Source organism: Lentzea sp. NEAU-D7 (assembly GCF_026242055.1).
Taxonomy (GTDB): domain Bacteria; phylum Actinomycetota; class Actinomycetes; order Mycobacteriales; family Pseudonocardiaceae; genus Lentzea.
Genome location: NZ_JAPJDL010000005.1, coordinates 69,089 through 95,286 on the forward strand (window position 1 = coordinate 69,089; position 26,198 = coordinate 95,286).

Below are 26,198 nucleotides of genomic sequence, written 5' to 3' on the forward strand. Positions count from 1 at the left end.
CCTCAGCGCGCCGTGGCCCGCCGGGGTGATGGGGGCCGGGCGGGGCGACCGGGCGGCCGCTCCCGCGGGCGCGGCCGCCCGGTGCAGATCGTGGTCACCGCGCGTAGCTCTCGGTGTCCCGCCACTGGTTGATGAACGGCTGCATGAAGTCGACCATGGCGGGCAGTTGGTCCGCACACGACAGGTAGGCGATCACCCGGATCGCGCCGACCGCGTTGACGAACCTGAGCACCTCCTGGTCGAGCTCGCGCAGCCCGTTCTTGCGCGCACCCCGGTCGTAGGCGGCCTCGTACTCCGGGCCGAGGCCGGCCAGGTCCCACTCGACCGGGCCGTAGGTGATCAGCTCGAAGTCGGAGAACAGCGGGCCGCCGGTGCTCGCGAAGATGTTCGCGGGCGGCGAGTCGCCGTGGACGGGCTGCAGGCCGACGCCGGGGAACTTCGCCTCGAACGCGGCCTGGGAGCTGACGAGCGGCTCCAGGACCTCCCACTCGGCTCGTGCCCGCCGGAGGTCCTCCGCGGTGACGATGTCCAGGCCTTCGAGCTTTTCGAGGCCCTCGCGGACGAACCGCGGTTCCGCCGAGGACAGGAACTCGAGCTCGCCGGGGTAGTCCCGCAGCGCCTTGTGCAGGTCGGCGGAGAGTTCGGAGTTCTTGACGTAGTCCGGTTCCGCGGACTTGTCCTCCTCGGTGAACGGCCAGAAGGTGATCGAGAAACCGTCGCGCTGCACCGGTTCGCGCGGCACCAGCGGGCTCGGCGGGATGACCGGGGTCCCCTGGTCGTGCAGCCACTGCGCGACGTCGAGTTCCTGGCGCTGGCGCCGGGCCAGTGACTCGAGGGTCGTGGTGTGCGACAGGACGGTCGGGACGCGGGCCACGACGGGCGACGGCGCGAGGTGGACGACGACGGAGAACAGTTCGTAGAGCACCTTGCCCTCGGTGATCTCCAGGCCGAGCTCGCGCCCCGCCGCCACCGCGGCGTCTCGTGCGGCGTTGGTGCGGGCGGCGATGTTCTCGGGGGTCGCGAAGGCTGTCATGGCGTGATCGTGTCACGCCCCCGTGGCTCGACGCAGATCATTTACGGTGGGCCCATGGCCGACCGCCACCTGATCGACGTCCACGTGCTGCTCGTGCGCGACGGCGAGGTGCTGCTGTCCCGGCGCCGTGACACCGACCCCCGGTTCGACGGTCTCTGGCACCTGCCCTCGGGCAAGCTCGACGCGGGCGAGTCCGTGCTCGGCGGTGCCGTGCGCGAGGCCGCGGAGGAGATCGGCGTGGTGATCGAGCCCGGCGACCTGCGGCACGTGCACACGTTGCACGCCAACGGGTCCGGAGTGGAGCCGCGGCTCGGGCTGTACTTCGAGGCCCGGCGGTGGAGGGGGGAGCCGGTCAACCGCGAGCCGGAGAAGTGTTCGGAGCTGCGGTGGTTCGGGCTGGACGCGCTGCCCGCCGACATCATCTCCTACCCCGCCGCCGGGATCACCGGTTACCTCGCCGGGGAGTCGTTCGGGATGCTCGGCTGGGGGCCCTGAACGAGCCCGTCGAGCACCAGGGTGATGACGCCGTCGGCCTCCGCCCGCCACCCCGGGCGGTCGTGGGCCGCGCCGATGCCGTGCAGCGCCATCATGACGGCGCCGGCGCCCACGTCGGCTCGGACTGCGCCCTCCTCGACGGCGGCGGCCACCAGGTCGGTGACAGCCTGCTCCAACGCCCTGCTGCCCTCGGCGAGCGTCTCCGAGCCGGTGGTCATCAGTGTGGCCAGCGTGCGGGCCAGGCCGTGGTGGTCGTGCAGGTAGCCGACGAAGTCGCGCAGGAAGGTCGCCAGGGCCTCCAGCGCGGGTGACGTCGCCCCCAGCCGGCGCGCCCTGTCGCACAGGGCGGCGACCTCCTCGCGGTAGACCGCTTCGGCCAGCGCCTCCCTGGTCGGGAAGTGGCGGTACAGCGTGCCCGTGCCGACTCCGGCCAGCCGCGCGAAGTCGTCGAAGCGCAGGTCGAAGAACTCCCCCGCCTCGATGATCTCCCTGGCCTTGGCCAGCAGCGCCCGGCGGTTGCGCTCGGCGTCCGCACGCAGCGGCCTGGCACTCCCTCGCGTTGACAAACGGAACCTGCCTCCATATTTTCGGAAGTGGAGATTGTCTCCACTTATTGTAGCCCACGAGGTGGACCTTGAAGATCCTCATGTTCGGCCGAGGCGTGATCGCCACCGTGTACGGCTGGGCGCTGGAACAGGCAGGGCACGACGTCGAGTTCTACGTCCGGCCGGGCCGCGCGGCGGAGTACGGCGGCACGACGAGCCTCGATCTGCTCGACGTCCGGCAGCGCCCGTGGGGACGGCGTGTCGTGCTGGAGTGGCCGGTGCGCCTGCGCGAGGAACTCGAGCCGGACCACGACTTCGACCTGATCGTGCTGAGCGTGGGGCACCACCGGTTGACCGAGGCGGCGGACTTCCTGGCACCCCGCGTCGGCAGGGCCGCGGTGCTGGTGTTCGGCAACATCTGGGCCGAGCCGCTGGACGCGATCGGCGCGCTTCCCGCCGAGCAGGTCGCGTGGGGCTTTCCCCAGGCGGGCGGCGGTTTCGACGAGAACGGCGTGCTGCGTGGCGCCGTCCTGCCGTCCGTCCTCTTCGGAACCGTCGGCACGCCGGCGGCACCGGGGCAGGCCGTGCGGCGGGTGTTCCGCGAGGCGGGGTTCCGGATCAAGGAGGTACCGGACTTCCGCGGCTGGCTGTTGATCCACTTCGTGTCGGACGCCGGGCTGTTCTCACAGGGACTGAGGCTGGGCGCGCTGGCCGATCTCGCGGGACGCAGGCGCGACCTGCGCGAGGCGTTGCTGGCCGGGCGCGAACTGCTGCCGCTGGTCGAGGCACGGGGTGTCGTCGTGGGACGCCGTGCGCTGCTGTTCCGCGCGCCGACCTGGCTGACGGCCCCCCTGTTCGCCTGGCTGACCGCTCACTTCGGGCCGGTGCGCGACAACTTCGCGACGCACTCCGACCCCGGGGCGGAGGAGCCGAGGGTGATCTGCCGGGACGCGCTGGCGGAGGCACGCCGGCTGGGCGTTCCCGCACCGAGGCTGGCAGCGGCGGAACCGAGTTTCGCCACGCACCCCTGACGGGTGCCGGCTCGTGCGGGTGCACGAGCCGGCGACCGTTCAGTGGTCGCAGCAGACGCGCTCGGCCCACTCCGGCTCGTGCCACCAGTGCCTGTTCTCGGCCGACGGCAACGGGTCCAGCGCGACGGACGCCGTGAGCGCCTGCGGCTGCCGCCGGTAGGGCTCGAGCAGGTCGGGGACGCGGTGGAGCACTCCGCCGACCATGACCTGCTCGACGTTCGCCGCCGCCTTGATGTCGGCCAGCGGGTTGCCCCGGACGAACGCGATGTCCGCCGGTGCACCGGCCTTGATCGCGCCGAGCGGCAGGCCCAGCCACTTCGCCGGGTTGCGCGTCGCGGTGATGAGCGCTTCCCTCGGCGTGAAGCCGTGTTCGACGAGTGCGCGCAGGTTCTGGTGCGTGGCGGTGGCGGGGCTGTCGAGCGGCGCGTCGGTGCCGGTGATGACGAACCCGCCTCCCCTGTGCACGTTCAGCGCGAACTCGATCCAGCCCTTCAGGACCGCGCGGGAGGCCGTGGCCGCCGGGGTGCCCTGGGTGGCGGCGTCGGCCACGTACCGCTCGTACTCCCACGGCGGGAACAGCACACGGGTGCGTTCGTCGGTGACCAGCGACTTGTCCGTGTCGTACAGGGCTCGCGACTGGAACAGCGTGGGCGTGATGGACATGCCGGACGTCGTGAACAGCGCCACGACGTCCTGGTAGGCCTTGCCCTGCCGGGAGATGGTGTGGGAGTAGCCGAGCCGGTTGGTGGCACCGACGTGTTCCATGCCGTCCATGCCGATGTTGGCGGCCGGGTACAGGTAGTGCGACGACAACGGCACGCGGGAGCGCTGCACGGCGGCACGTTGCAGCTCGACGGGCAGGCGGACGTAGGTCTTGATCATGTCGTAGCCGAGCTCGTGGGCGCGGCGCAGCTCGAGGTCGAGCTGGGCCTTGCTGAGCGTCGGGCGCATGAAGTTGTAGTAGACGCGCGAACCGTCGACGGCCTCGCCGGTGGCGTAGAACCGCGGCCCCGTCAGGGTTCCCGCCGCCAGCGCCTCCCTCGTCTCGACCATCTGGTAGACCGGGTCACCCGGTGAGCGGACGGTCGTGACGCCGTACGCGAGCCAGACGTTGCCCTGCCGCGCACCCCACTGGCGGCCGCGCAGGTGCCAGTGGTTGTGGGCGTCGATCAGGCCGGGGATGGCGGTGAGACCCGACGCGTCGACGTCGGCCTTGCCGCGCCGCGGGCGGATCTCCGCGACCTTGCCGTTCTCCACGACGATGTCGACGTCGCGCTTGAGCTCGTGCGCCTCGCCGTCCCAGTAGGCGCCGACGCGGATCACCTTGCGTTCGGGCGCCTTCGGCCTGCGCCAGGTCAGGCCGTGCCTGACGGTGGTGACGCGGCCGTCCAGAGTGGACTTCCGGATGCGGCCGTTGTTCAGGTACACCAACGCGTCGTCACCGTGCCACGCCAGCGAGTCCGTGACCTCGTGGGTGATCTGGCGCGGCTCGCCCTGGAACTTTCCCCTGCCGTCGACCGGGACGACCCACGCGACGCTCTCGACGACGAACGCGATGTGCCTGCCGTCCGGCGACCACACCGGGCCGTCGTCGCCGCGCGTGGCGATCGAGCGGAACGGCATCGGCTCGGTGTACTCGAGCTCGCCACTGGCGAGGTCGACGCTCAGGATCTGGCTGGTGCCCTCGCGGAACCGCCGCGAGAACGGCTTCACCGCGGCGAGGGCGACCGTGCCGCCGTCCTTCGACCAGGTCGGGCGGCCCGGCTGGAACAGCGTCGGCGTGACCTGCCTGCGCGCCTGCCGGTCGGTGATCCACACCTGGCCGTCCTGGTCCAGGTACGCGACCCTGGTGCCGTCCGGCGAGAACCGCGGCGTGATCTGCGCGTGCGGCGCCGGTGCGTACAGCTCGTCCTGACCGGTGGCGAGGTCGCGGACCCACAACTGTGCGACGCCGGTGCGGTCGCTGGCGTAGACGATCTTCGTGCCGTCGGGCGAGAAGTCGGGGTCGGAGTCGAAGTACCTGCCGTCGGTGAGCTTCGTGGCCTTGCCGTCGCTCAGCAGGTACAGCGCGTTCAACGCCCGGAAGGCGATCTTCCCGTCGCTCGACACCACCGGACCGGCGATGCCCTTGACCGCGCCACCGGTGAGGTTGCGGGTGCGGTGCGGCCTGCGACTGGTGCGCACGGGAACCGTGGCCTCGAACGCGATGTCCTTTGTGGACCCACCGGTGCGGCTGCGGATCTTGCCGTCCGCGGTGTAGAGCACGCTGTCGCCGGCCCAGATCGGCGCGAACCCGAAGACGTCCTCGCCCGTGACCACCGCGGTCGTCCCGAGCACCAGCTCGGCCTGCCCAGGTCGCATCCGCGTGTAGCTGGGCTGGTCACCCGGCCCGAACGCCGCCCCGAACAGCTGCGTGCCCGCCGGAGCCGTGACGAGCCGCTCGCGCACGCCGTCCAGCGTCACGGTGTCGACCGCCGCGTTGCCGACGGTGAAGATGATCCGCCTGCCGTCCGCAGACCACTGCGGTGCTGCGGCCTCGTCCGGCACCCCGGTCAGCTGGGTGACGGTGCCGGTCGCCAGTTCGAGCAGGTGCACGCCGTAGCTGCCGGCCCGGTCGCTGACGAACGCGAGGTGCCTGCCGTCCGGCGAGAACGCGGGCTCCCGGTGGTCGTACCTCCCCCGCGTGAGTTGCCTGAGCCCCTTGCCGTCCAGTCCGATGACGTACAGGTGGTAGTTGCCGTCCCGATAGGACTGGAAGGCGATCTGGCCGTCCGGGCCGAACGACGGCAGCGAGGCGTCCTGCAGCTCGTCGGTGAGCTTGCGCGCCTGTCCACCGGTCGCGGGCAGGACCCAGATGGCGGTGACGAGGTCGATGGCGAGCCACCTGCCGTCCCGCGACCGCGACACCGAGATGTTGGTGCCCTGCGTCAGCCTCACCCGCTCGCCGGGCTCCGCCCGCGCCTCGGCGCTGATCGTGAGCGTGGACGCGGCGGTGGCGACAGCGGCGGCCTGGCCGGTGCGGGTCAGCAGTTCGCGACGCGACAGTTCCATGGTGGCACTCCCCCGAATGGTGTTCCCCTTGGAGAACCCACCCTGGCACCGCCCAGGCCTCGCGCCATCGGCCGTTCGGACCAGCGTCCACCACGCGGAACACTTGCGCTGTCCCAGCTCGGAGTGCTAGCGGCAACTTGCACCCGACCGGATAGCGTGCGGGCGCAACGTGAAGTGCCTAGACAGCGAAATGTCTTGAGTCAGCTATTCATCATCTCCAACTCTTCCAGCAACGGAGGTACCTCGTCGGGGACGCTGAAGTGCGAGGCCTTCACTCCGTCGAGATAGCGAGCCACGAAGATCTGCGGAACTCCGGGAGGCACAATGCCGATGGACTGCAGCATTGCCGTCACCCGGCGGAACGGCCTGGTGAAGCCGCGCAGCATCCGGTCGTCCGCGTAGTTGCCGAGCTCGTACACCTCTTCGCGGCTTACCCGACCACGCTTGGCGAGCCGAAGCGCCGCCGCCTGAACCGGGGCCTCGACGTCGAGATGCGCAAGGAGAGCCGCCACCCCGACGAGCGTCCACTCCGCCCCGGACTCCTCGTCCTCCTGGTCAACGGCACGACCCGCATCGGCTGGTGATTCCTGGTCGACGACGACTTCGAGCACGGCGGCGCGGGCGAGGAGGTCGGTCGGCCGCATGAGGAACAGGCGCTGCCCCGTCAGTTCGCTGTACTCCAGGGCGAGCTCAGGCCGGGGGCCGATGAAGTCGGCACCCTGCCGCCACCACCAATCCTCCTTCTCGTCCCGTGTGACGATCAAAAGATCCTGCTTGCGCTCCAGCGCGTACCGAGTGGCTTGGTACCAGACGAGGTAATCGCCAGCGCCGCCATCCGCGGAGTCGTACTCCTGCTTGTCCGCGTCCTTGTAGCCAGGCGGTATCTCCGCCTTGATGCGGCGGTTCGCCTCGGCGACGCAGTCCTCGTGTTCGTCCTCCGCCAGCGGAGCTGTAACCCTGCCTTCGAGGAGCTCGCCGAGCTGTTCCAGGATCGGGTCGCCTGCACGCTCGGCGTCGGCATCCTCGAGAACGAGTTGCAGCTCCTTGTGGAGCGCATCCACGAAATCGTTCACGCGGGTGGTGAGTTCAACCAGTTCACCACCGTCCACACCTACTGCCTTCGCCCAGATGCCCAGCGTGTCGGTCATCGAGCGAGCCGACTTGGCAATGGCGTCGGTGGCGGCTTTCGTCGCGCCGCGCGGACTGCCCTGGGAACGTTGGCGGTGACGCCAGAACTCACGAAGGGCCTGGTGCGGAACGATAAGCCGGTCACCGAGGCTCTTCAGGGTGGTGATGAGATCGCTGGAGGTCTGGGACCTGAACCTGTACAGATCGAGCAACACGTTCGCGTCCACAGCGACGATCGCCTCGCGGAGCGCCGTGTCCAACTCATCCGGTGACGCGATCTTGTAACCGGCGAACTCACCGTCGTACAGACCATTCATGACGGTCTTGTCGTGCCGGTGGCCTCGCCACGTTAACCATCCGGTGGGCCGTTCATTCTAACGGCCCACCGGACGCGACTAGAGGGCGAGCGCGCCCTCGATGCGGGCCACCATCGCGTCCTCGGCCTCGACGACGACACCGTCGGCCTCGGCGACCTCGCGGCAGATCGCCAGCACGGCGCGCGGGAAGTCCTTGGCGTCCTCCGGCGACTTGGCCGTGAGCGTCTTCATCGAGGAGCGCAGCGCCTCCAGGATGACGGGCTCGATCTCCTCGTCGGTGCCGGAGGGCACCGACGGGCGGGCGCTGCCCAGGACGATGCGCAGGTCGGGTGACAGGTGTGCGAGCGCGCGCAGGCCGGCGAAGCGTTCCTCCAGCACGGGGCCGGGGTCGGCGTGGGAAACCAGCAGCATGGCGCCGTACACGGCGGTGCGCAGCGTGCGGCTCTCCTCGTCGGTGTAGAAGATCATGTGGCCCACTCTAGGTCGTCGGGTCAGGCGGTTGTTCTGGTGTTGATTAGAGGACTCTCCAGCTCCCTCACGGTTGCTCCTCAGCTGCGAAAACGCCTGTGATGGACGTCTATCGCGGACGAGGCGAACAAACTGACCGGGCTGTGCGTTGAGATGGGTTGAGACCGTCCAGCGCAGGAGGATGCACGCATGACGACCACCGCTACCCGGCCCCGCGTCACGGTTCGGCGGGTGGTGTTCACGCTCGTCCTCTTCTCCGTGACGACGCTGCTGTTCTGGGTGCCGTTCGAGGGCCTGTTCGCCGCGAGCGCGGAGTGGCCGGACCCGGTGCGGCCGGTCGCCGCCGTCGTGTTCGCCGCGGCCGCCATCACGATGATCGTGCTGTTCACCCAGCGCGGCAGCGACCGCGCCGCGCGGATCTCCCAGTTCCTGCTCGGCTTCGTGTGGATCGCGTTCGTGTGGACGCTGATCACCGACGTCGTGCGGCTCGGGCTCGCGCTCGGCGGCGTCGAGAACCCGTTCCGCTCCCGCTTCATCGCCGTGCTGCTCGCCGTCCTCATCGTCACCGTGACGGTCTACGGGGTGTACGAGGCGATGCGCGTGCCCCGCGTCAAGCGGCAAGACGTGACGATTCCCCGGCTCGACCCCGCGTTCGACGGCCTGACCGTCGCGGTCATCACCGACACGCACTACGGCGCCATCAACCGCGCGAAGTGGTCGAGGGGCATGGTCGACGCGGTCAACGAGCTCCGCGCCGACGTCGCCGTGCACGTCGGTGACATCGCCGACGGCACCGCCGAGCAGCGCCTGGAGCAGGCCACCCCGCTCGGCGACGTGAACACCGAGCACCGCTTCTACATCACCGGCAACCACGAGTACTACTCGAACGCGCAGGGCTGGATCGACCTGATGACCCGGCTGGGCTGGAAGGCGTTGCGCAACGAGCACGTGGCACTGGAGCGCGGTGGCGCCGAGCTGGTGTTCGCGGGCGTCGACGACGTGACGGCCAGCCACTCGGGCGAGCCCGGCCACGCCGCCGACCTCGCCCTCGCGCTGCGCGGCGCCGACCCGGGCGCGCCGGTCGTGCTGCTCGCGCACCAGCCGTCCGAGATCAGGAAGGCCGTCGACGCCGGAGTGGACCTGCAGCTGTCCGGGCACACGCACGGCGGGCAGATCTGGCCGTTCCACTACCTGGTGCGGCTGCAGCAGCCGGTGGTCGCCGGCCTGAGCAGGCACAGCGACCGCACCCAGCTCTACACCAGCCGCGGCGCCGGCTTCTGGGGCCCGCCGATGCGCGTCTTCGCGCCCAGCGAGATCACCCTGCTGACGCTCAGGGCTGCCTGACGGGCACCCCGGAGAGGTGGCCGCTGTCGTTGAACCTGACCAGACGAGGTGACTCTCCGGTCGTGTAGCGGATGACCGTGAGCGCCGCGTGGTCGTGGTGCAGCGTCAGCCACCGCTCGGGCGGGGCGTCCAGCGCGTCCCGCACGAGCCAGCCGATCAGGAACGAGTGCGTCACGACCAGCACCGGGCCGTCGCCGGGCCGGGCGAAGCGCGTCTCGGCCTCGTGGGCCAGCGCGGGCCCGCGGGTGCGTTCCGACTCCGGGAAACCGTCGAAGAACTCGTCGTGGTCGGGGACGAAGTGCGGCACGTAGTCGTCCGCCGCCGCCTCGACGCGGCAGGGCACGCGCAGCACACCGGCGATGATCGACGCGGTCTCGGCGGCACGAGGCTGAGGACCGTGGTGCACGGCCGCGAAACCCGTGCCCCGCAACCGTTCCGCCAGGGCCTCGGCCTGCCTGCGGCCACGCGCCGTCAGCCGGGACCCGTCCTTCGTCGCCTCGCCGTGCCGGACCAGGTGCAGATCTCTTGTCACGCCGTGCAGTCTGCCTTGACGGCACTCGCGGCGTGATGGGCGTAGGTCGGTCCGGAGCTGTTCCAGTCCTGACCTCGGGTGACGAGCTGCACGGTCAGGTTTCCGCTGGCCTTGAACTTCCCGACGCCGACCCACTGCCCGCGCTTGTCGACCTGCTTGATCGCGAACGACGCCATCGGGGTGCCGCCGACGCCGTTGCGGTCGAAGACGTAGTACACGGTCGGGTTACCCCCGACCTCCTGCAGACCACCGTTCGGGACGTGCACGGAGACCTCGCAGGTACCGGTCGCCGTGAACGTCCACATGCCGTAGGCCGAGCTGTCGTCGCGGCGCGCGTCGCCGGACATCGGGATCGACACGAACGTCGAGCCGCACTTGCCGTCGCCGTGGTCGACCCAGCCCTTGCGGCCGTCGCGGTACAACCCGACGTTGGTGTAGCCGCCGCACCCCGGGCCCGTCGTGAACGACTTGGTGCCGGCGGGCGCCCTGCCGGTGTCACCGGCGGGCGGCGGGACGGCGTTCCGCGTCGTCGTCGGCATCAGGCCCAGGGCGGACGAGGCGAGCGACGGGTCCAGGCTGTTCGCCGAGGTGGACTCCTCCGGCAGCTCCTCCGGCGGGGTGATCAGGCCGGGGATGTAGCTGTGCGAGGGCTGCGCGATGTCCGTGCCGCCGCTGCCGGGGTCACCGTCGAACGTCACGAGGGCGATCCCGCCGAGGACCAGCAGCGCGGTGATGGCGACGATCGCGGCGGTGCGCGGCTTGAACGGACCGGCCGGCGGCTTCTCCTCCTGCTCCGGGACGTCACCGGCCGAGGCCCAGCGGGCGGCACCCCTGGCGCGGGCGGCCTCCATCAGCGCTGGGTCGGGCGCCAGATGACGCTCGGTCGGTTCTTCGGGGAACTGGGTCGGCACGGAGCGCAGTGTGCCAGGGACACAGGGCCACCCGAACGCGTGGTTCTTTCACGAACGGGTTGTTTGAACTCAATGGACCGCACGCTGTGCAGGCGGCTGCGCCGTTTCGTCTACGTAACGTGACGGCTACCGGCGGAGCGAACTTTCATTCCTGACTCGTGAGTCAAGCTAAGCACCGTCCCGCACCTGCGCACACCCACCGCCGCGGACCGGAAAAACCGGATCTTGTCCCGGTTCCCGTGTCACAGAACGAAAACACCTGCAGAACGCCTTGATCTCGCCGTGTCCACGGGCGGTAGAACCGGTTCAGAGCCGTCATGTTCCGGGCACGGAGTCGATCGCTCGCAAGATCTGGCGGCACCGGCGCCGCCGGCAGGACGGGTTCCGGCGGCCGGATCTTCTCGTGCGCACGGCAGTAGCCAAGCCCCTCCCGGCCCGCCTAGGGTGCCCGCCATGCCCTCAGGTAGACAGGCCGTCGTGCTGCTTGCCGCCCTCGTGGCGGGTTGCGGCACGGCGATCCCCGGTACCCCCGTCGCCGGACCCCAGTTGCCTCAGACGTCGACCTCCCAGACCGTCACCGTCGTGACGACGACTCCCGCGCCGAGCAGCAGCGCCGTCCCCCCGCCTTCTCCCCCGCCCCCGCCCGCTCCCGTCGCGAAGTTCGGCAACCCGAACGGCACCACCCCCGTGCCGCCGGAGGCCGCCGCCGAGGACACCTCGAAGCCCACCCGCGTGATCGGCACCGGCACGCCCGCGAGCTGCACGTCGCAGGCCGTGGTCGACGCGGTCGCCGCCGGAGGGGTCGTCACCTTCAGCTGCGGGCCGCAGCCGCACACCATCCCGCTGGCCACGACCGCGAAGGTCCGCGCGAGGACCGTTCTCGACGGCGGTGGCCGGATCACGCTGAGCGGCCAGGGACAGCGCCGGGTGCTCGACCACGACGCGCCGAGGCTCGTGGTCCAGAACATCACCCTCGCCGACGGCAACTCGACCGGCGACACGGCCGACGGCGGGGGTGGCGGCGCGATCATGGTGCGCGGCGGTCAGCTCAAGGTCGTGAACTCGCGTTTCGCGAACAACAGGTGCGACGCCAACGGCCCCGACCTCGGCGGTGCCGCGATCCGCGTGACCGACTGGGCCGAGAAGGTGCCGGTCTTCATCACCGGCAGCACGTTCGAGGGCGGGGTGTGCTCCAACGGCGGTGCGCTGAGCAGCATCGGCGCGTCGTGGGTCGTGCTCAACAGCCTGATGAAGAACAACAAGGCCATCGGCCGCGGCGCCAACCCGGCGCGCGGTGGCACGCCGGGTGGCGGCAGCGGTGGCGCGATTTACAACGACGGCAACACGTTCACGCTGCGCGTCGCCGGTTCGCTGATCGAGGACAACCAGGCCAACGAGGGTGGTGGCGCGGTGTTCTTCGTCAGCAACGACAACACGGGCTCGATGTCGGTCGAGGGCTCCACGTTGCGCCGCAACCCGAGCCTCGGTTTCGAGACCGTCAAGGGGATCTTCTACCTAGGCGTGGGCGGCAAGCCGAAGGTCACCGCGTCGACGATCCAGTGAGCCCGCGACCAGCAGGAACGCGAGACCGGCGACGCACATCGCCAGGCTGAAGCCGTAGACCCAGCGGAACCCCAGCTGCTGGGAGACGCCGAGCAACGCGCCCGCGACCATGCCGCCGACGATCTGGGTGTTGCTGAACATCGTCGTGGCGTGGCCGGGGCGGCCGGGGTCGAGGCTCTGGAAGTAGGTGATGCCGACGCCCATGATCAGCGAGATGACGGTGGCGTGCAGCAGCTGCGCGGCCATCACCTGCCAGATGGAGTCGGCGAACACCATCACCCCGTGGTAGCTCAACGAGATCACCGCGCCGATGAGCACGAGCCTGTGCTGCGACATGCGGTTCGCCAGCGAGCCGAACCACAGCATCATCGGGATCTCCAGCGCCGCGCACAGGCCCATCGCGAGCCCGGCGTCCCCGGCCGTGCCGCGCAGTTCGGTCGTGATGAACAACGGCAGGCCGCTCACCGCGAGGGCCACGGCGCCCTGCAGGAACAGGAAGGCGGCGGAGACGACGACCATGGGGCCGGCCGCGGAGCCGGCGGCTTCCTCGGCCTCCTCCTCTTCCGCCCGTGCGGGCGGCACCGGGAGCGTGAGGGCGAGGACCGCGACGCCGAGCTGCAGCACGGCGGTGGAGCCGAACAGTCCGATCCACCCGGTCTTCGCGACGAGCAGCGCGGCCACCGGCGGTCCGGCGACCCACGCGACCGAGAGCAACGTCCGCAGCACGCTGACGACCATCGACGGGCCCTGGGACACCTGACGGCCGTATGCGAAGAGCTGCGGCAGCAAGGCGCCCGTGATCCCGATGAACACGACGGACGTGCCGAGCAGGAACCAGTAGTCGCGCAGCACGGCGAACAGGCCGTAGCCGACGGCCCCGGCTACACCGCCCGCGGCGAGCAGGTACCGGCGCTGCACCCGGCCGTCCGAGAGCCTGCCCATGACCGTGCTCGCCACGACCTGCGCGACCGGGCTCACGATCAGGAAGAAGCCGAGCTGGAACGGCGTCACCTTGACTTCGCTCGTGAGGAACAGCGAGCCGAACGGCAACGCGAACGCCATCGACACGCCGCACACGACGCTGATGCCGGAGAGTTGGAGGAACGTACGGGACAGGAGCGGCGAGGATGTTCTCTCGCTGAGAGCCGTCACCCGGTGATCGTGCTCTTTGAGCGGTCAATCAGGAAACGAAATATCCCATGATGCGGGCAATCTCTCACACGACGACGATCGCGCCGTCTCGACGGTGATCTGCACCACCTCTGAGCAGGCCCGATTCGGTCATTTCGACCACCTGGCAGCCGCCGAAGAACATGCTCGGCGCGCGGAACCGGGTGACCGGGAGCTCGCTTTCCGGTCGAATTCCCGGCTCGACGTGGAGGTGGTCTCCGCTCAGGTGCATGCGCGGCGCGTCGACCGCGTCCTGGGCGGGCATGCCGCGGTCGAGGACGTTCACGAGCACCTGCAGGATCGCGCCGCAGATCCGGCTGGAGCCCGCGCTGCCGAGCACGAGCTCGGCCTGGCCGTGCCTCGTCACCACGGTCGGCGCCATCATCGACGGCAGCCGGTCACCGGGCGCGTGGCTGAAGAACCCGTCCGGCGACAGGTCCTCCTCCCCCATCATGTTGTTCAGGTGCACGCCGGCGATCGAGATCCCGGAGCCCGCGCCGTTCGTCGTGGTGACGCTGCACGCCGTGCCGTCCGCGTCGAGCACGGAGATGTGCGTGGTGGAACCCAGGCGGTTCAGGTGCGCCTTCGGGGTGGCGAGCGCGCGGAGGAGGTCCTGCTGCGACGGGTTGCCCGGCAACGCTTCCAGCATCTGCGTGAGCAACGCGCCACCCGCGGCCGGTGGTGGGTTCGTGTGGACGTCACGGCCGCGGTGCCGCGCGTGCAACGGCTCGCGCCGCACGGCTTCGTAGGCTTCCAGGTCCTGGCGGGTGAGGTCGCCGCCCTTCGACCTGATCCAGTCGGTGATCGCGCCCGCGATGTCACCGGTGTAGAACGGCTCCGCGCCGTCGCTGCCGAGCCGGTCCAGGGCCTCGGCGACCTCGGGCTGCACGAGGAGTTCGCCCTCCTCGAACGCGGTGAGACCCGCGCTGTGGGCGAGCGGCAGCAGCAGCGACGTGACGTACGCCTGATACCGGTTGATCCGATGGCCTTCACGGGCGTGCATCGCCGCCGTGGCCACGAGTTCGTGCAGCGGCGCACGGCCGTAGGCGGCGGCTTTCGCGGCACCGGCGGGCATCCCGTAGGCGGCGACCGAGGACGGTCCCACGTGGAACTCCTGTTCCGCGTCACCGAAGTGGACGGTGATGGGGGTCAGCGGAGCGCGGTCACCCGACGCCCCGCGTCCCGGTGCGGCGGCCGAGAAGTCCAGCAGCACAGGGGTTTCCCCGGCGCGCGCGATCATCATGTACCCGGCGGAGCCCAGCCCGGTCAGCAACGGCTCGGTGACGCAGGACGTCAGCATCGCGGCGACCGCCGCGTCCACGGCGTTCCCACCGGCGCGCAGCATCGTCGCGCCCGCCTGTGCGGTGAGCGGGTGGCCCGCAGCGATCGCGCCTCGCACCGTTCGACCTCCTGAAGAGAAGGCAATCAACGGTAGACCCCGGTGCGGCACGCCGACCACCCGGCCCGCTCGACGAGCTGGTGGGTCCTGGAGGTTGAAATCATGGTCAAAACGGGTATTTCGACGACCATGGAGTGGATCACTCGGCTGATGGAGGCGCTGGGCTCGCCCGGCGCGGGCATCGCGGTCGCACTGGAGAACGTGTTCCCGCCGGTGCCGAGCGAGGTGATCCTGCCGCTGGCGGGCTTCACCGCCGGCCAGGGCAAGATCTCGCTGGTCGCCGCCATCCTGTGGACGACGGCGGGGTCGGTGGTCGGTGCCCTGGTGCTGTACGGCCTGGGCGCGTGGCTCGGCGTGGAACGGCTGCGCAAGGTCGCGGACAAGATCCCGTTCGTCACCGCGTCCGATGTGGACAAGGCCGACGAGTGGTTCGACAAGCACGGCAGCAAGGCCGTGTTCATCGGGCGGATGGTGCCGGTCGTGCGGAGCCTGATCTCCATCCCGGCGGGCGTGTCCGGGATGCCGATCCTCAAGTTCACGCTCTACACGGCGGCGGGCAGCCTCGTGTGGAACACCGCGCTGATCCTCGCCGGCTACGCGCTCGGCGACAACTACGAGCTGGTCGACCGCTACCTGGGGTGGGTGTCGACGGTGGTGCTCGCCGCGCTGGCCATCGCCATCGTCTGGTTCGTGGTCTCCCGCGTCAAGGCGCGCCGTTCGTAGAGCACCGACGCCACCGCGATGGCGAGACCGGCCACGGACAGCGCCACGCCGACCCACGCCGTCGAGGTGTAGCCCCAGCCCGCCGCGATGGCCAGGCCGCCCAGCCACGCGCCCGCGCCGTTCGCGACGTTGAGCGACGAGTGGTTGGACGAGGCCGCGAGCGACGGCGCGTCCGGTGAGGCGTCCATCAGCCTGATCTGCAGGGCGGCCGCGAGGATCTGGATGGTGAAGCCCAGCAGGAACAGCAGGGCGACCAGGAACACCGGCACGGTCGCGGTGAGCCCGAAGAGCGCCAGGATCAGGCAGACCGCGATCAGCCCGCCGAACACCGAACCCGCCGGCGAGCGGTCGACGAACCGGCCGCCGAACGTCGCGCCGAGCGTCATGCCGAGCCCGAACACCGCGAGGATCCACGGGACGGCACCGGCGGGCAGCCCGGCGACCTCGGTCGTCAGCGGGGCGACGTAGGAGTAGACGGCGAACATGCCGCCGAAGCCGATCATGCCGGTGAAGATCGCGAACCACACCGTCGGGCGGCCGAACGCGCGGACCTCGCCCTTCATCGACGCGCCCTCGGCCTTCGGCACCAGCGGCACCCAGGCCGCGATGGCCCCCGCCGTGACGAGGGCGATCACCGCGACCGCGAGGTACGCCGTGCGCCAGCCGATCTGCTGCCCCGCCGCCGTCGCGAGAGGCACGCCCACGAGGTTCGCCACGGTCAGACCGACCATCACGCGTGCGACGGCCGTGCCGCGCCGTTCGGGAGCGACGAGCGTGGCGGCGACAACGGCAGCGATGCCGAAGAACGCGCCGTGCGGCAGTCCGGCGACGAACCGGGCGATGAGCAGCAGCGTCTTGTCCTGCGCGACAGCGGACAGCCCGTTGCCCAGGGCGACCGCGAGCATGAGGCCGATCAGCATGCCCTTGCGCGGGAGCTTGGCCCCGAGCACCGCGATCAGCGGCGCACCGACGACGACACCGGCGGCGTAGAGGCTGATCGCGTGACCCGCCTCGTAGTCGGGGATGCCGAACGTCTCCGCGATCTGCGGCAGCAGGCCCATCGTCGCGAACTCGGTCGTACCGATGCCGAACCCGCCGAGCGCGAGAGCGGTCATGGCGCGGGTGGTGTTCAAGGCTTCCCCAATGGGTGTCAGCAGCAGAGACTAGTTAGCTACTGGAACGATTTTACGGCCCTTCTGACGCGCTTCAGAAGACTTCGGGGCGGTGCCGCTGCTCACACGCCGGTCCAGCACCACGGACATCACGGCGATCGCCAGGCCCCCGACCGCGAGCAGGTTGGCCGCCTCGTCGCCCAGCAGGTTGCCGCGAAAAGACCAACACCGAAGAGGCCGATCCCTGCGGGGACCGGCCTCTTCGGCGTCAGCTACCTCAGATGCGCGGGACGTCCACGAACGTGCGGCCGTTGAGCGGCTGCGTCGCACGGGCGTTGCCCGCGGTGAACAGCCCCTTGAACCGCGCGATGGTCGCGGCCGACACGTGCTGCTCGCCGGTCAGGTACCACTCGACGCCCTCGGTGAACGGCGCCGTGGTGAGCGAGCCGGTGTAGTGCAGCGTGTGGTGACCCGCGGGCAGCAGCCGGTTGAGGTCGACGGGCTCGATGTCGACCGGCGCACCGCACTCGGGCGAGAGCGTCGCCAGCACGTCGTCCACCACGGAGTGCGAGCCGACGACCAGCGGCACGCCGACCACCAGCAGCTTGCCCGCGGCACTGCGGTGCACGAGGTGCATCTCGAGCGGGGTGTTGCGGCCGCCGAACTGGTGCTCGGACGGCGTGTGGAAGTGGAACTGGACCAGGTCGTACCTGGTGCCCGCCACCGTCACGTGGCCGGCGCCGGGCTCGACCTCGGCCTCTTCTGTCTCCTCGTGGTCGCGGACCGTGCAGCCGTCGGCCTTGTCCGCGTCCTTGCGGATGTACTTCAGCTCCAGTGCGGAGTGCCCGTAGGACACGTCGAGCTTCGGCGCGTGCGGGTCGAACCGGATCGCGCCGGCCGTGACGTTCACGGGGCTTTGCTTCGGCGTCGCCGACTCGGCCGCGCCGCTCGCGAAGAAGGTCGCGGTGAGCACGAGAGGAAGAAGCGCCGGAAGGGATCGCTTGATGTTCATGGCACTACTTTTCACCCGATCGGGTGAAATGAGGAAGAGAGTGTGTTCGCGCTCTCACCCGCCGGAAACATTCCCGGTTCCGCAATCGTGACAAATCTGAACTGCTTCAGCGCCGCGAAGTGCGAACATGCAGGTCAGAATGCTGCAACCCAGTTGCAACAAGGGCTCTCACGGCGTGATCGTTGACGACGCAAATTCGAATTGAGACAGAATCAACCCGGACGTGAGAATTGAAGAACGAGAACGTTCTCGATCACCATTGTCCGATTCAAGCGGATTTGACGAATTTGCCTGAAGTGACTCCATTGACGCGATGTGTGCGACAAGATGGGCCTATGGTGACCGCCGCTGACATCCGCGCCGTGGCACTCACGCTGCCGCGGACCACCGAACACCTGATCCGCGACCGCGTGAAGTTCCGCGTGGGCCAGATCGTCTACGCGGCCCTCTCGCGCGACGAGACCGTGCTGGGCTTCGGCTACCCGCGCGAGGAACGGGAAGCGCTCGTCGCGAGCGACCCGGTCAAGTTCGCAATGCCCGGCCAGTCGGACATGCGCTTCCAGTGGGTGCACGCCTCGATGGCCGAGCTCGACGTCGAGGAGATGACCGAGCTCGTCATCGGGGCTTGGACGATGTGCGTGCCCAAGAAGCTCATCCGCGAGCGTCTCGGCGAACACGTTATTTAGTCAACACTGAAGCTATCGTTATCAACGAGGCTGTTCTGCGCAGAGGCAGCCCACCCCGGGCTCGATCCACTGCCGGCCCGCCCACTCCGGATGCCGCTCGACCAGCACCGCCGTCACCTCGGCCACGATCTCGTCAAGCCCTGCCGCGGAGTCGCGCCGCCGCCACGTCTCGTCCCGCAACTCCCCCAGGTAGTCCCGGACCCCTTGCAGCACCGCGACATCACCCACTGACCCGTGCCCCGGCACGATGACGCAGGGCGCGCCGGCGATCAGCCCGTCCAGCACGCCGATCCACGCCAGGCCGGAGACGTCGGTGTCGTGCGGGGGAAACCACGGGAAGATCGCGAACTGCCCGGTCTCGGCCAGGTCGCCGGTGAACAGCACGCCCGCGTCCGGCACCTCGACCACCTGGTCCCCCAGCGTGTGCCCGCGCCCGGTCGGGCGGAGCAGCACCGTGCGGCCGCCGAGGTCGAGGGCGCGGACGCCGTCGAACACCTCGTCCGGCACCGGGATCTCGACGTCCGCCAGCCGTTCGGCGATCGTGCCGCCGAAGCCGCGGAACATCTCCAGGTAGCCGGATCCCTTGCGCCGCAAGTCGTCCGCCTGCGCCCGGTTCACCAGGTAGGAGTCACCGAACGCGGACGCGCCGAACGCGTGCTCGGGGTGGAAGTGCGTCGTCGTCAGGTGGATCCGCCGTCCGCGCGCCACCTCTTCGGCGAGGTCCCGCACCTGTGACGCGTTGGCGAGGCCGAGTCCGGTGTCCACCACGAGGACCGCCTCGGTGCCGCTGACGATCCCGATGTTGGGCACCAGGGCGACGTGCTCGTTGGGGATCACCAGCACGCCGCCGGCCACCTCGGTGGCGCCGGAGATCTGGACGGCGGGGTCAGGAAGGTTCATGCCCCCACTCCACCCGCGTGGGCCGGGGGCCGTCCAAGACCATCTGCGCAGGCCCGATACCGCGCGAGTATCGTGCCTGTTCATGGAGCTGCGGACCCTGCGGTACTTCGTCGCGGTCGCCGAGGAGCTGCACTTCGGACGCGCCGCGCGGCGGCTCCACCTGAGCCAGCCGCCGCTGAGCCGGGCGATCAAGCACCTGGAGACCGACCTGGGCGCGACACTGCTGCACCGCTCCCCCGCCGGCGTCACGCTGACCGCCGCCGGCCACGTCCTGCTCGCCGAGGCGAGGGCCCTGCTCGGCCACGCCGAGCGCATCCGCGCCAAGCTCGGCAGGACGACGATCACCGTCGGCATGCTCGGTGATCACAGGACAGGCGTGGCCGAAGCGTTCCGGCGCAGGCACCCGCACGTCGAGATCCGCGTCCGCGAGACCGACCTGACCGACCCGACCTGCGGCCTGCGCACCGGTCAGGTCGACGTCGCCCTGACGCGCGGCCCGTTCGACGAGAGCGGCCTGAAAACCGTTGTGCTCCACCGGGATCCGGTCGGCGCGGTGCTGCGGCGCGACGATCCGCTCGCGGCGCGGGAGCGGATCACCACGGCGGACCTCGCCGGTCGCGACTGGTTCCAGTTCCCGGACGGGACCGACGAGATCTGGCGGGACTACTGGAACGGCGGGCGACCGCGCAGCGGCCCGACCGTCCGGGCGGTCCAGGAGTGCGTGCAGTCCGTGCTGTGGAACGGTTCCGTGGGCCTGGCACCGCTCGGCCACGACCTGGGCGAGCTCGTCGTCGTGCCGCTGACCGACATGGCACCCAGCCCCGTCGTGATCGCGTGGATCGAGGACGACCCGCTCACCCGCGACTTCGTCGAAGCGGCGGTCCAGGCGTACGGGGCCGGGTGACGGCGGCTGACCCCGGTGCGGTTGGCCGCGTCCGGGGGAAGTGGGTCAGGGCGTGCCGACACGGCTCACGGTCACCGCGTAGTCGCCGCCCTCGAAGGGTTTCCGATCCCAGGTCGCGAACCGTTCGACCAGCGTGAGCCCGGCCTGCGCGCAGTGCTCGTCGTAGTCGTCGGCGGTGTAGCCGCGGTCCAGGCTGAACCCGGCGACCAGCACTTTCCCGACGTGCCTGGCCACGCCCGCGACGAGCGCGGCCTGCGTGCCGGGCGGGGTGAACAGCGGCACGTTGCCCGCCATGACGACCACGTCGAACGTCCGGCCCAGGTCGAGCTCGGCCAGGTCGGACAGCACCCACGTGATGTCCGGCGCCTGCTCGCGCGCGTAGGCCAGCATCGACGCGTCGACGTCCGCCCCGACCACCTCGATGCCGTGCCGGGCCAGCTCGATCCCGACCCGCCCGGTGCCGCACCCGGCGTCCAGGACGGAGGCCGGGGCGAACGCCCGCACGAAGGTCGCCTCTCCGTGCACGTCCATCCCCGACTCGGCGAGCGAGTCGAACCTGCGCTGGTACTCCGCCCCGTTCCACACGCTGCGCATCATAGATCCGAAGATCGGCGGCTACCGGACATGAGGGAGCACTGCCAAGGTCGGATCATGACGCGCTTTCTGCTGGCAGTGGCGTTGCTCGTAGCGGCGGCCTCACCCGCGCAGGCCGCACCGCCGCGCTGGGTGGGCACGTGGGCGACCGCGCCGTCCTCGGCCGTGCCCGGCTATCCGAACTTCTCGATCCGCAACATCGTGCACGTCAGCGCCGGCGGCAAGGAGATCCGCGTCCGGCTCTCCAACGCCTACGGCCGCACCCCGATCGTCTTCGGCCAGGTCACCGTCGCCCGCGCGGCCGGTCCGGACACACCCCTCGCGCTGCCCGGCACGATGCGCACGCTGACGTTCGGCGGCGCCCGGTCGATCACGGCCCCGCCCGGAGCCGACGTGGTCAGCGACGGCGTGGCGCTGACCGTCCCCGCCGACTCCGACCTGCTGGTGAGCGTCTACACGCCGGAGCCCGGCGGCCCCGTCACGCGCCACCAGCTCACGATGCAGAACTCGTACTTCACCCGCGACGGCGATCACACGGCCGACGAGTCCGCCGCCGCCTACCGCGAACGCACCACGAACTGGCACTACGTCTCCGGCGTGGACGTCAGGTCGGCCGGCCTGCGAGGCAGCGTCGTGGCACTCGGCGACTCGATCACCGACGGCGCGAACTCGACCTGGGGCGCGAACCTGCGCTGGCCCGACCAGCTCGCCGACCGCGTGAACACCCGCCTGGGCGTGCTGAACGCGGGCATCAGCGGCAACCGCCTGCTGCTCGACGGCGGCTCGGCCGGTCCCAACGCCCTGGCCAGGCTGAACCGCGACGTGCTCACCCAGTCCGGCGTCCGCACGGTGATCGTGTTCGAGGGCATCAACGACATCCAGCAGACCCCGCACCAGACAGACCCGGCCAAGATCATCGCCGCGCTGAAGCAGATCGCGTCCCGCTCGCACGACCGCGGCCTGCGGGTGGTCGGCGCGACGATCACGCCGTTCAAGGGCTGGAACAGCTACACCGAGGAACTCGAGTCGGTGCGCCAGGCCGTGAACGCGTTCATCCGGACGAGCCCGGACTTCGACGCCGTCGTCGACTTCGACCAGGTGATCCGCGACCCGGCCGACCCGCAGCGGATCAGGCCCGACTACGACGAGGGCGACCACCTGCACCCCGGTGACAAGGGCTTCGAGGCGATGGCGAAGGCGGTGCGGGTCGCCACCCTCTGACACCCGATCGAGCGATGTGGGTTTGTGAGAGCCTTCGGCCCGGTCATCCGGTGGAGATCGACACGAACCACCGGGTTAGGGGTCCACGCATGCGTCTCACGATCCTCGCCGCCCTGCTCGCGGTCAGCGCCACGGCTTGCGGGGCGCCGGACCCCGCGCCCCAGGCGGCCTCCACCACCGGCTCGGCCACGCCCACGCCGGCGAACGACAGGCAGCAGGCCGCGGTCAAGGCCGAACTGACCATGCAGGGCAAGCCCGGCCTCGGCCTGCTGGCCGCGACGAACCAGGGCACCGCGCCGATCACGTTCCAGGGCTGGCCGAAGCTCGCCTTCAGCAACCCGGCGAACCAGCCCGCCGCGATCCCGGTGGAGCAGAAGCTGGTGCCCGGCGAGGGTCCGTCGATCACGCTGCAGCCGGGCCAGACCGCGTTCGCCGGCGTGCAGCTGGACGTGGACGACGACGCGAACTCGTTCGCCATCAACGAGATGACCGCCGAGCTGCCGGGCATGACACCGGTGAAGGTGGCGTTCATCGGGACGGACGGCCAGCCGATCGCCGACCTGACCAAGATGAAGGTGAGCGAGGTCAAGGTCGGGACGATGCAGCCGGTCGCCCAAGGCGTCCTGGTCTTCGACTAGCGCTTCATCCAGCGGTACTGGAGGTGCACCTCCCGCGGGTGGGCGGCCCGGTCGAGGAACATGAGGCTGTCCATCCGGCAGTTGCAGGCGTTGCCCTCGCGGGTGTTCTGCGGGTAGCTGCCGCCGATCTTGTACCCGCGCGGGTCGGTCGCCGAGGCGAGGTCCGGTTCCGGTTCGCCTTCGAGCTTCCACGGGTCACCGGCCACGACGTAGTTGCCCGTCAGCGGCTTTCCGTCGCGGTACAGGGCCATCGTGCCGGTGTCGAAGTCGAACGTGGCCGCGAGGAACACCCATTCGTTCTGCGGCAACAGCTTCCGCCAGTCCTCCGTGGCCGCGAACGTCTGGGACTCGCCGCCGTCGAGCCTGCGGGCGAGGGCGACCAGCTTCAGCTCACCGCCGACCTGGATCAGCTCCAGCAGCGCCCGCACCGCGTGACCGTTGGAGTCGCCGGTCAGGACTCCGGCGAGGCCGATGGCGCCGTAGAGGTCGTCCGGGGCGGCCGAGTTCGAGTTCGGGGCCGGGTTCTGGCCCGTCATCTTCACCCAGCCCATGATCGACGCTTGCCGCGTGCTGTTGAACGCCTTCAGCGTCGGCACACCGGTTTCGCTGTACAGGCCCGCCTTCCAGTCGTCGTTGCCGGCAAGGGCCGGGTTGACCTGCTGGAGCTGCAGCGCGGTGCGACTGCGCCGGAACGCCCCGTCGCGCACGCGCATGCCGGCGCCGCCGTTGATCAGCCGCAACGGCGTGCCGGAACGGCCGCCGTCCTTTTCCAGGGCCTCGTCGCCGCGCACCGGGTGTTCGAAGTCGTAGTACGACACCAGGTCGCGGGACAACGTGGGCAGCACCGTGCCGAACGTGGCCTGCGCCGGTGCGGCCAGGCCGGCGCTGAACACCGTGACCAGCCCGAGCGTGAGCAGCCGCCTCATCGAATCCCCTTGCCCCGCACCCACAGGTCGCGGACTCTGCCGATGTTGTCGAACGAGCCGAAGCCGACGCGGCCGGACGCGAACGTCCTGTCCACGGCGGTCATCAACGGGTACGGCGACCCGTCCACGTACACGGCGATCTCGCCCGAGTCGGCGCAGTGCTTGACGCGCACGCGATGCCAGGCCGAGTCGCTGACGGCCGGAGGCGCGCCGACGGAACGCACGGCGTCCCATTGGTGGTCCAGGCGCAGGCGGTCGGCGTTGTTCACGACGAAGATCCCGTTGTGCGGGTAGATCCTGTTGTCCGACGAGAGATGCGCGTAATAGAACTCGGTGTCGGAGCGGTGGCCGAACACGATGATCACGTCCCGGTTGGACTCGGCGACCGGGGTGTCCAGCCGCACCGAGGCGTCGACCTGCACCGAGCCGAACTCGGGGCCCTTGCGCAGCACCGCGTACTCGAACGGGCGGCGTGGACCCGGCCGGGCGACTCCGGGCTGGGCCAGCACGACCTCGCGGCCGGGGAACTGCCAGAGCGACGGGGTCACCGGCTGCCACGACCGCGCGGAGCCGGTCCCGGCGACGAGGTCGTGACCGGAGCGGCAGGAGGCGAAGGTGCGGGCACCCGTCACCTTCCAGACCTTGCCGTTCGCCTTGGCCAGCACGTAGAGCTCGCCGGCCGCGTCCTGACCGAAACGCAGGTCGACCCGGTTCGGGTCGTTCACCAGAGCCTTCATCGTGGTCAGCTGCCCGTCGACGTAGACCATCAGCTCTCGCGACACGGCCATCGGCCTGCCCGCCCGCATCTCGCGTTCGTCGGCGTAGTAGAGCAGTCCCTTCACGCCCTCGCCGTAGACGTACTTGCCGCGCAAAGAGGGGATCTTCGAGCCGCGGTAGACGAAGCCGCCCATCACCGCGTTGCCGCTGTCGGCACACGGTCGCTGGGACGGAAGGCGGTTGTGGTCGAACGCGGTGACCGGGTAGGTGTAGCCGTACTTCGCGTCGTCGGCGGGCAGCGGGAACACACCGCACGACGGGTCGCCGCGCCGGTACTCCCAGATGCCCTCGCGTTCGCTCCAGCCCAGGTTGGCGCCCTTGCGGACCTCGTAGACCGCGTCGACGGCCTTCTCGCCGATGTGGCCCAGGTACATCCGGCGGGTGACGCGGTCCCAGCTGAAGCGGTACGGGTCGCGCATGCCGTACGCGTAGATCTCCCCCAGCGCGCCTTCCTCGCGCACGAACGGGTTCGCGCGCGGGATGCCGTACTGGCCGTTCACGCCGTCACGACCGGCGGGGTCGATGCGCAGGATCTTGCCCTGCGGCAGCGCCAGGTCCTGCGGCACGGTGGTCGAGACGCCGATGCCGCCGTCACCGGACGCGACGTAGAGCAGGTGGTGGTCCTCGTCCCACCAGCGCGCCGCCGGGTTGAAGCCGATCTCCTGGAAGCCGTGGATGTAGGAGGCGAAGCCGACCCGCAGCAGTTCCCGCCGCGTACCGGCGAAGACGTCCGCGCGCGGGTCCGAGGCGGTCCACTCGGTGATCACGCCGTGCACCTGCGCGTCCGCGGGTGAGGGCAGGTCGGGCTTCTTGGTGGTCAACGCGGAACCGGTCTCGGTGTGCACGGTGTAGAACTTGCCGTTGCGCCTGAAGTCCGGGTGGAACGCGGCGAAGCCGAAGCCGCTGCCCAGGCCGCGGTGGGTGTGGAAGTCGGGGCCGATAGCGGCACCCAGGTCCAGGAACGCGTGCTGGGCTCCGTCGCGCAGCAGGTGGAGCTTGCCGTTCATGTCGGGCACGAACAGCCGGCCGGAGCCGTCCGGCACCTCACCCAGGTAGTTGATCCTGTTGTAGCGCACCAGTCTGGTGTCGGTCGGCGGTGGCACGGGCTGCGACTTCGGCAGCTGCGCCACCTCGGTCAGCTCCAGGCCGGTACCGGAGGCGCCCGGTGTCGGCAGCGGGTCGGCGATCGGTGCGTCGGCCCGCGCCGGCGCAATGGGCACGAACAACGCCGAGAGCACGAATGTTGAGACTGCCAACCGGAACGAGCGTCTGGACATTCCCCACCACCCTGTGGGCCAGGCCGTGGCAGCACGGCATCGGAAAGCGCTTTCCAATGCGGCGGCTCCCGAAATCTACCTAGCTGATAATGTGGTTACAACCCTTGCACCCGTTGCTCGCGAACCGCGGGTGGAATGCCACGAACCCGGCCCCGCTGCCGAGTCCCTGGTGGTCGCGGAAGTGCGCGCCGACGGCCGGGCGGACGTCGAGGTACGTCCGCCGCCGTCCCGGTTCGGCGTGTACATCCTGCCGTTCATGTCCGGCACGAAGAACCTGCCGGAGCCGTCCGGAATTTCGCCGAGGTGGTTGATCCGGTTGTACCGCTTGAGCCTGCCGTCCCCGGCCTCCGGAGTGGTGGAGGACTGCGGCAGGCGGGTGACCTCCCACGATCGCACGCCGACGCCGGACGGCGCGGGCGACGAGAGCGGCTGACCGGACTC

At 70.1% G+C, this 26,198-nt stretch carries 25 protein-coding genes; 10 read left to right on the top strand and 15 right to left on the bottom strand.

Going from position 1 to position 26,198, the window contains the following annotated elements; translation table 11 throughout:
* Positions 1-94: 94 nt before the first annotated feature.
* Positions 95-1,033: a phosphotransferase gene (locus ORI60_RS12770; RefSeq protein WP_266037386.1), complete on the bottom strand. Its 939-nt coding sequence runs from the start codon at positions 1,031-1,033 to the stop codon at positions 95-97.
* 54 nt (positions 1,034-1,087) lie between these two features.
* Between ORI60_RS12770 and ORI60_RS12775 the strand changes: the two genes are divergently transcribed.
* Positions 1,088-1,528, top strand: a complete 441-nt coding sequence (locus ORI60_RS12775) for an NUDIX hydrolase (RefSeq protein WP_266037387.1) — start codon at positions 1,088-1,090, stop codon at positions 1,526-1,528.
* On the opposite strand, the gene ORI60_RS12780 is transcribed toward ORI60_RS12775, so the two are convergent.
* Entirely contained in the window at positions 1,483-2,094 is a 612-nt protein-coding gene (locus tag ORI60_RS12780) for a TetR/AcrR family transcriptional regulator (RefSeq protein ID WP_266037388.1), read from the bottom strand. The genes ORI60_RS12775 and ORI60_RS12780 overlap by 46 nt on opposite strands.
* Before the next feature lie 68 nt (positions 2,095-2,162).
* Between ORI60_RS12780 and ORI60_RS12785 the strand changes: the two genes are divergently transcribed.
* The gene (locus ORI60_RS12785) at positions 2,163-3,104 is read left to right on the top strand and encodes a ketopantoate reductase family protein (RefSeq protein WP_266037389.1); all 942 of its coding nucleotides are present in this window, start codon (positions 2,163-2,165) and stop codon (positions 3,102-3,104) included.
* Between the two features lie 39 nt (positions 3,105-3,143).
* Here ORI60_RS12785 and ORI60_RS12790 read toward each other — a convergent pair whose 3' ends face one another.
* The 3 genes from ORI60_RS12790 to ORI60_RS12800 all read right to left on the bottom strand — a co-directional run bounded on the left by ORI60_RS12790 (position 3,144) and on the right by ORI60_RS12800 (position 8,068).
* Complete coding sequence (locus ORI60_RS12790; protein WP_266037390.1) at positions 3,144-6,155, bottom strand: amidohydrolase family protein; 3,012 nt, start codon at positions 6,153-6,155, stop codon at positions 3,144-3,146.
* Positions 6,156-6,355: 200 nt separating this feature from the next.
* Positions 6,356-7,600 carry a PIN-like domain-containing protein gene (locus ORI60_RS12795; protein WP_266037391.1) on the bottom strand — a complete coding sequence of 415 codons (1,245 nt, stop codon included), beginning with the start codon at positions 7,598-7,600 and terminating at the stop codon, positions 6,356-6,358.
* A 78-nt stretch (positions 7,601-7,678) separates the two neighbouring features.
* Positions 7,679-8,068, bottom strand: a complete 390-nt coding sequence (locus ORI60_RS12800) for a hypothetical protein (RefSeq protein WP_266037392.1) — start codon at positions 8,066-8,068, stop codon at positions 7,679-7,681.
* A 189-nt stretch (positions 8,069-8,257) separates the two neighbouring features.
* On the opposite strand from ORI60_RS12800, the gene ORI60_RS12805 reads away from it, so the two are divergent.
* Positions 8,258-9,412: a metallophosphoesterase gene (locus tag ORI60_RS12805; RefSeq protein WP_266037393.1), complete on the top strand. Its 1,155-nt coding sequence runs from the start codon at positions 8,258-8,260 to the stop codon at positions 9,410-9,412.
* Here the strand turns inward: ORI60_RS12805 and ORI60_RS12810 are convergent.
* Positions 9,399-9,944 carry a histidine phosphatase family protein gene (locus ORI60_RS12810; protein WP_266037394.1) on the bottom strand — a complete coding sequence of 182 codons (546 nt, stop codon included), beginning with the start codon at positions 9,942-9,944 and terminating at the stop codon, positions 9,399-9,401. The genes ORI60_RS12805 and ORI60_RS12810 overlap by 14 nt on opposite strands.
* The gene (locus ORI60_RS12815; RefSeq protein ID WP_266037396.1) at positions 9,941-10,855 is read right to left on the bottom strand and encodes a hypothetical protein; all 915 of its coding nucleotides are present in this window, start codon (positions 10,853-10,855) and stop codon (positions 9,941-9,943) included. Before ORI60_RS12815 ends, ORI60_RS12810 begins: the two co-directional genes overlap by 4 nt.
* Before the next feature lie 453 nt (positions 10,856-11,308).
* Between ORI60_RS12815 and ORI60_RS12820 the strand changes: the two genes are divergently transcribed.
* Complete coding sequence (locus ORI60_RS12820) at positions 11,309-12,418, top strand: hypothetical protein (protein WP_266037397.1); 1,110 nt, start codon at positions 11,309-11,311, stop codon at positions 12,416-12,418.
* Here the strand turns inward: ORI60_RS12820 and ORI60_RS12825 are convergent.
* Entirely contained in the window at positions 12,371-13,570 is a 1,200-nt protein-coding gene (locus ORI60_RS12825) for a sugar efflux transporter (protein ID WP_266037398.1), read from the bottom strand. The genes ORI60_RS12820 and ORI60_RS12825 overlap by 48 nt on opposite strands.
* A gap of 64 nt (positions 13,571-13,634) precedes the next feature.
* Positions 13,635-14,987 (bottom strand): gamma-glutamyltransferase, encoded by a 1,353-nt coding sequence (locus ORI60_RS12830; protein ID WP_266037399.1) that lies wholly within the window; start codon positions 14,985-14,987, stop codon positions 13,635-13,637.
* Between the two features lie 129 nt (positions 14,988-15,116).
* On the opposite strand from ORI60_RS12830, the gene ORI60_RS12835 reads away from it, so the two are divergent.
* Positions 15,117-15,710: a DedA family protein gene (locus tag ORI60_RS12835; RefSeq protein ID WP_266037400.1), complete on the top strand. Its 594-nt coding sequence runs from the start codon at positions 15,117-15,119 to the stop codon at positions 15,708-15,710.
* Here ORI60_RS12835 and ORI60_RS12840 read toward each other — a convergent pair.
* Positions 15,617-16,825, bottom strand: a complete 1,209-nt coding sequence (locus tag ORI60_RS12840) for an MFS transporter (RefSeq protein ID WP_266037401.1) — start codon at positions 16,823-16,825, stop codon at positions 15,617-15,619. The genes ORI60_RS12835 and ORI60_RS12840 overlap by 94 nt on opposite strands.
* 274 nt (positions 16,826-17,099) lie before the next feature.
* Positions 17,100-17,834: a carbonic anhydrase family protein gene (locus ORI60_RS12845; RefSeq protein ID WP_266037402.1), complete on the bottom strand. Its 735-nt coding sequence runs from the start codon at positions 17,832-17,834 to the stop codon at positions 17,100-17,102.
* 335 nt (positions 17,835-18,169) lie between these two features.
* Between ORI60_RS12845 and ORI60_RS12850 the strand changes: the two genes are divergently transcribed.
* The gene (locus ORI60_RS12850; protein WP_266037403.1) at positions 18,170-18,520 is read left to right on the top strand and encodes an MmcQ/YjbR family DNA-binding protein; all 351 of its coding nucleotides are present in this window, start codon (positions 18,170-18,172) and stop codon (positions 18,518-18,520) included.
* 21 nt (positions 18,521-18,541) lie between these two features.
* Here the strand turns inward: ORI60_RS12850 and ORI60_RS12855 are convergent, their stop codons facing one another.
* Positions 18,542-19,420 carry an MBL fold metallo-hydrolase gene (locus ORI60_RS12855; RefSeq protein ID WP_266037404.1) on the bottom strand — a complete coding sequence of 293 codons (879 nt, stop codon included), beginning with the start codon at positions 19,418-19,420 and terminating at the stop codon, positions 18,542-18,544.
* An 82-nt stretch (positions 19,421-19,502) separates the two neighbouring features.
* Here ORI60_RS12855 and ORI60_RS12860 point away from each other — a divergent pair, with 82 nt between their 5' ends.
* Positions 19,503-20,324, top strand: coding sequence for a LysR family transcriptional regulator (locus tag ORI60_RS12860; protein WP_266037405.1), 822 nt, complete (start codon positions 19,503-19,505; stop codon positions 20,322-20,324).
* A 45-nt stretch (positions 20,325-20,369) separates the two neighbouring features.
* Here ORI60_RS12860 and ORI60_RS12865 read toward each other — a convergent pair whose 3' ends face one another.
* Positions 20,370-20,909 (bottom strand): class I SAM-dependent DNA methyltransferase, encoded by a 540-nt coding sequence (locus ORI60_RS12865; RefSeq protein ID WP_416234397.1) that lies wholly within the window; start codon positions 20,907-20,909, stop codon positions 20,370-20,372.
* A gap of 66 nt (positions 20,910-20,975) precedes the next feature.
* On the opposite strand from ORI60_RS12865, the gene ORI60_RS12870 reads away from it, so the two are divergent.
* Positions 20,976-22,139: an SGNH/GDSL hydrolase family protein gene (locus tag ORI60_RS12870; RefSeq protein ID WP_266037406.1), complete on the top strand. Its 1,164-nt coding sequence runs from the start codon at positions 20,976-20,978 to the stop codon at positions 22,137-22,139.
* An 89-nt stretch (positions 22,140-22,228) separates the two neighbouring features.
* Positions 22,229-22,777: a DUF4232 domain-containing protein gene (locus tag ORI60_RS12875; protein WP_266037407.1), complete on the top strand. Its 549-nt coding sequence runs from the start codon at positions 22,229-22,231 to the stop codon at positions 22,775-22,777.
* Here the strand turns inward: ORI60_RS12875 and ORI60_RS12880 are convergent.
* Positions 22,774-23,703 (bottom strand): LamG-like jellyroll fold domain-containing protein, encoded by a 930-nt coding sequence (locus ORI60_RS12880; protein ID WP_266037408.1) that lies wholly within the window; start codon positions 23,701-23,703, stop codon positions 22,774-22,776. The two genes, ORI60_RS12875 and ORI60_RS12880, sit on opposite strands and share 4 nt — an antisense overlap.
* Positions 23,700-25,736: a PQQ-dependent sugar dehydrogenase gene (locus ORI60_RS12885; RefSeq protein WP_266037409.1), complete on the bottom strand. Its 2,037-nt coding sequence runs from the start codon at positions 25,734-25,736 to the stop codon at positions 23,700-23,702. The genes ORI60_RS12880 and ORI60_RS12885 overlap by 4 nt, the downstream gene beginning before the upstream one ends.
* Before the next feature lie 190 nt (positions 25,737-25,926).
* Between ORI60_RS12885 and ORI60_RS12890 the strand changes: the two genes are divergently transcribed.
* Positions 25,927-26,190 carry a hypothetical protein gene (locus tag ORI60_RS12890; protein WP_266037410.1) on the top strand — a complete coding sequence of 88 codons (264 nt, stop codon included), beginning with the start codon at positions 25,927-25,929 and terminating at the stop codon, positions 26,188-26,190.
* Positions 26,191-26,198 lie beyond the last annotated feature (8 nt).

Coding starts and splice junctions, on each gene's coding strand:
- ORI60_RS12770 (WP_266037386.1), bottom strand. CDS start 1,033: ATGACAGCCTTCGCGACCCCCGAGAACATCGCCGCCCGCACCAACGCC.
- ORI60_RS12775 (WP_266037387.1), top strand. CDS start 1,088: ATGGCCGACCGCCACCTGATCGACGTCCACGTGCTGCTCGTGCGCGAC.
- ORI60_RS12790 (WP_266037390.1), bottom strand. CDS start 6,155: ATGGAACTGTCGCGTCGCGAACTGCTGACCCGCACCGGCCAGGCCGCC.
- ORI60_RS12795 (WP_266037391.1), bottom strand. CDS start 7,600: ATGAATGGTCTGTACGACGGTGAGTTCGCCGGTTACAAGATCGCGTCA.
- ORI60_RS12800 (WP_266037392.1), bottom strand. CDS start 8,068: ATGATCTTCTACACCGACGAGGAGAGCCGCACGCTGCGCACCGCCGTG.
- ORI60_RS12805 (WP_266037393.1), top strand. CDS start 8,258: ATGACGACCACCGCTACCCGGCCCCGCGTCACGGTTCGGCGGGTGGTG.
- ORI60_RS12820 (WP_266037397.1), top strand. CDS start 11,309: ATGCCCTCAGGTAGACAGGCCGTCGTGCTGCTTGCCGCCCTCGTGGCG.
- ORI60_RS12835 (WP_266037400.1), top strand. CDS start 15,117: ATGGAGTGGATCACTCGGCTGATGGAGGCGCTGGGCTCGCCCGGCGCG.
- ORI60_RS12840 (WP_266037401.1), bottom strand. CDS start 16,825: ATGACCGCTCTCGCGCTCGGCGGGTTCGGCATCGGTACGACCGAGTTC.
- ORI60_RS12845 (WP_266037402.1), bottom strand. CDS start 17,834: ATGAACATCAAGCGATCCCTTCCGGCGCTTCTTCCTCTCGTGCTCACC.
- ORI60_RS12850 (WP_266037403.1), top strand. CDS start 18,170: ATGGTGACCGCCGCTGACATCCGCGCCGTGGCACTCACGCTGCCGCGG.
- ORI60_RS12855 (WP_266037404.1), bottom strand. CDS start 19,420: ATGAACCTTCCTGACCCCGCCGTCCAGATCTCCGGCGCCACCGAGGTG.
- ORI60_RS12860 (WP_266037405.1), top strand. CDS start 19,503: ATGGAGCTGCGGACCCTGCGGTACTTCGTCGCGGTCGCCGAGGAGCTG.
- ORI60_RS12870 (WP_266037406.1), top strand. CDS start 20,976: ATGACGCGCTTTCTGCTGGCAGTGGCGTTGCTCGTAGCGGCGGCCTCA.
- ORI60_RS12875 (WP_266037407.1), top strand. CDS start 22,229: ATGCGTCTCACGATCCTCGCCGCCCTGCTCGCGGTCAGCGCCACGGCT.
- ORI60_RS12880 (WP_266037408.1), bottom strand. CDS start 23,703: ATGAGGCGGCTGCTCACGCTCGGGCTGGTCACGGTGTTCAGCGCCGGC.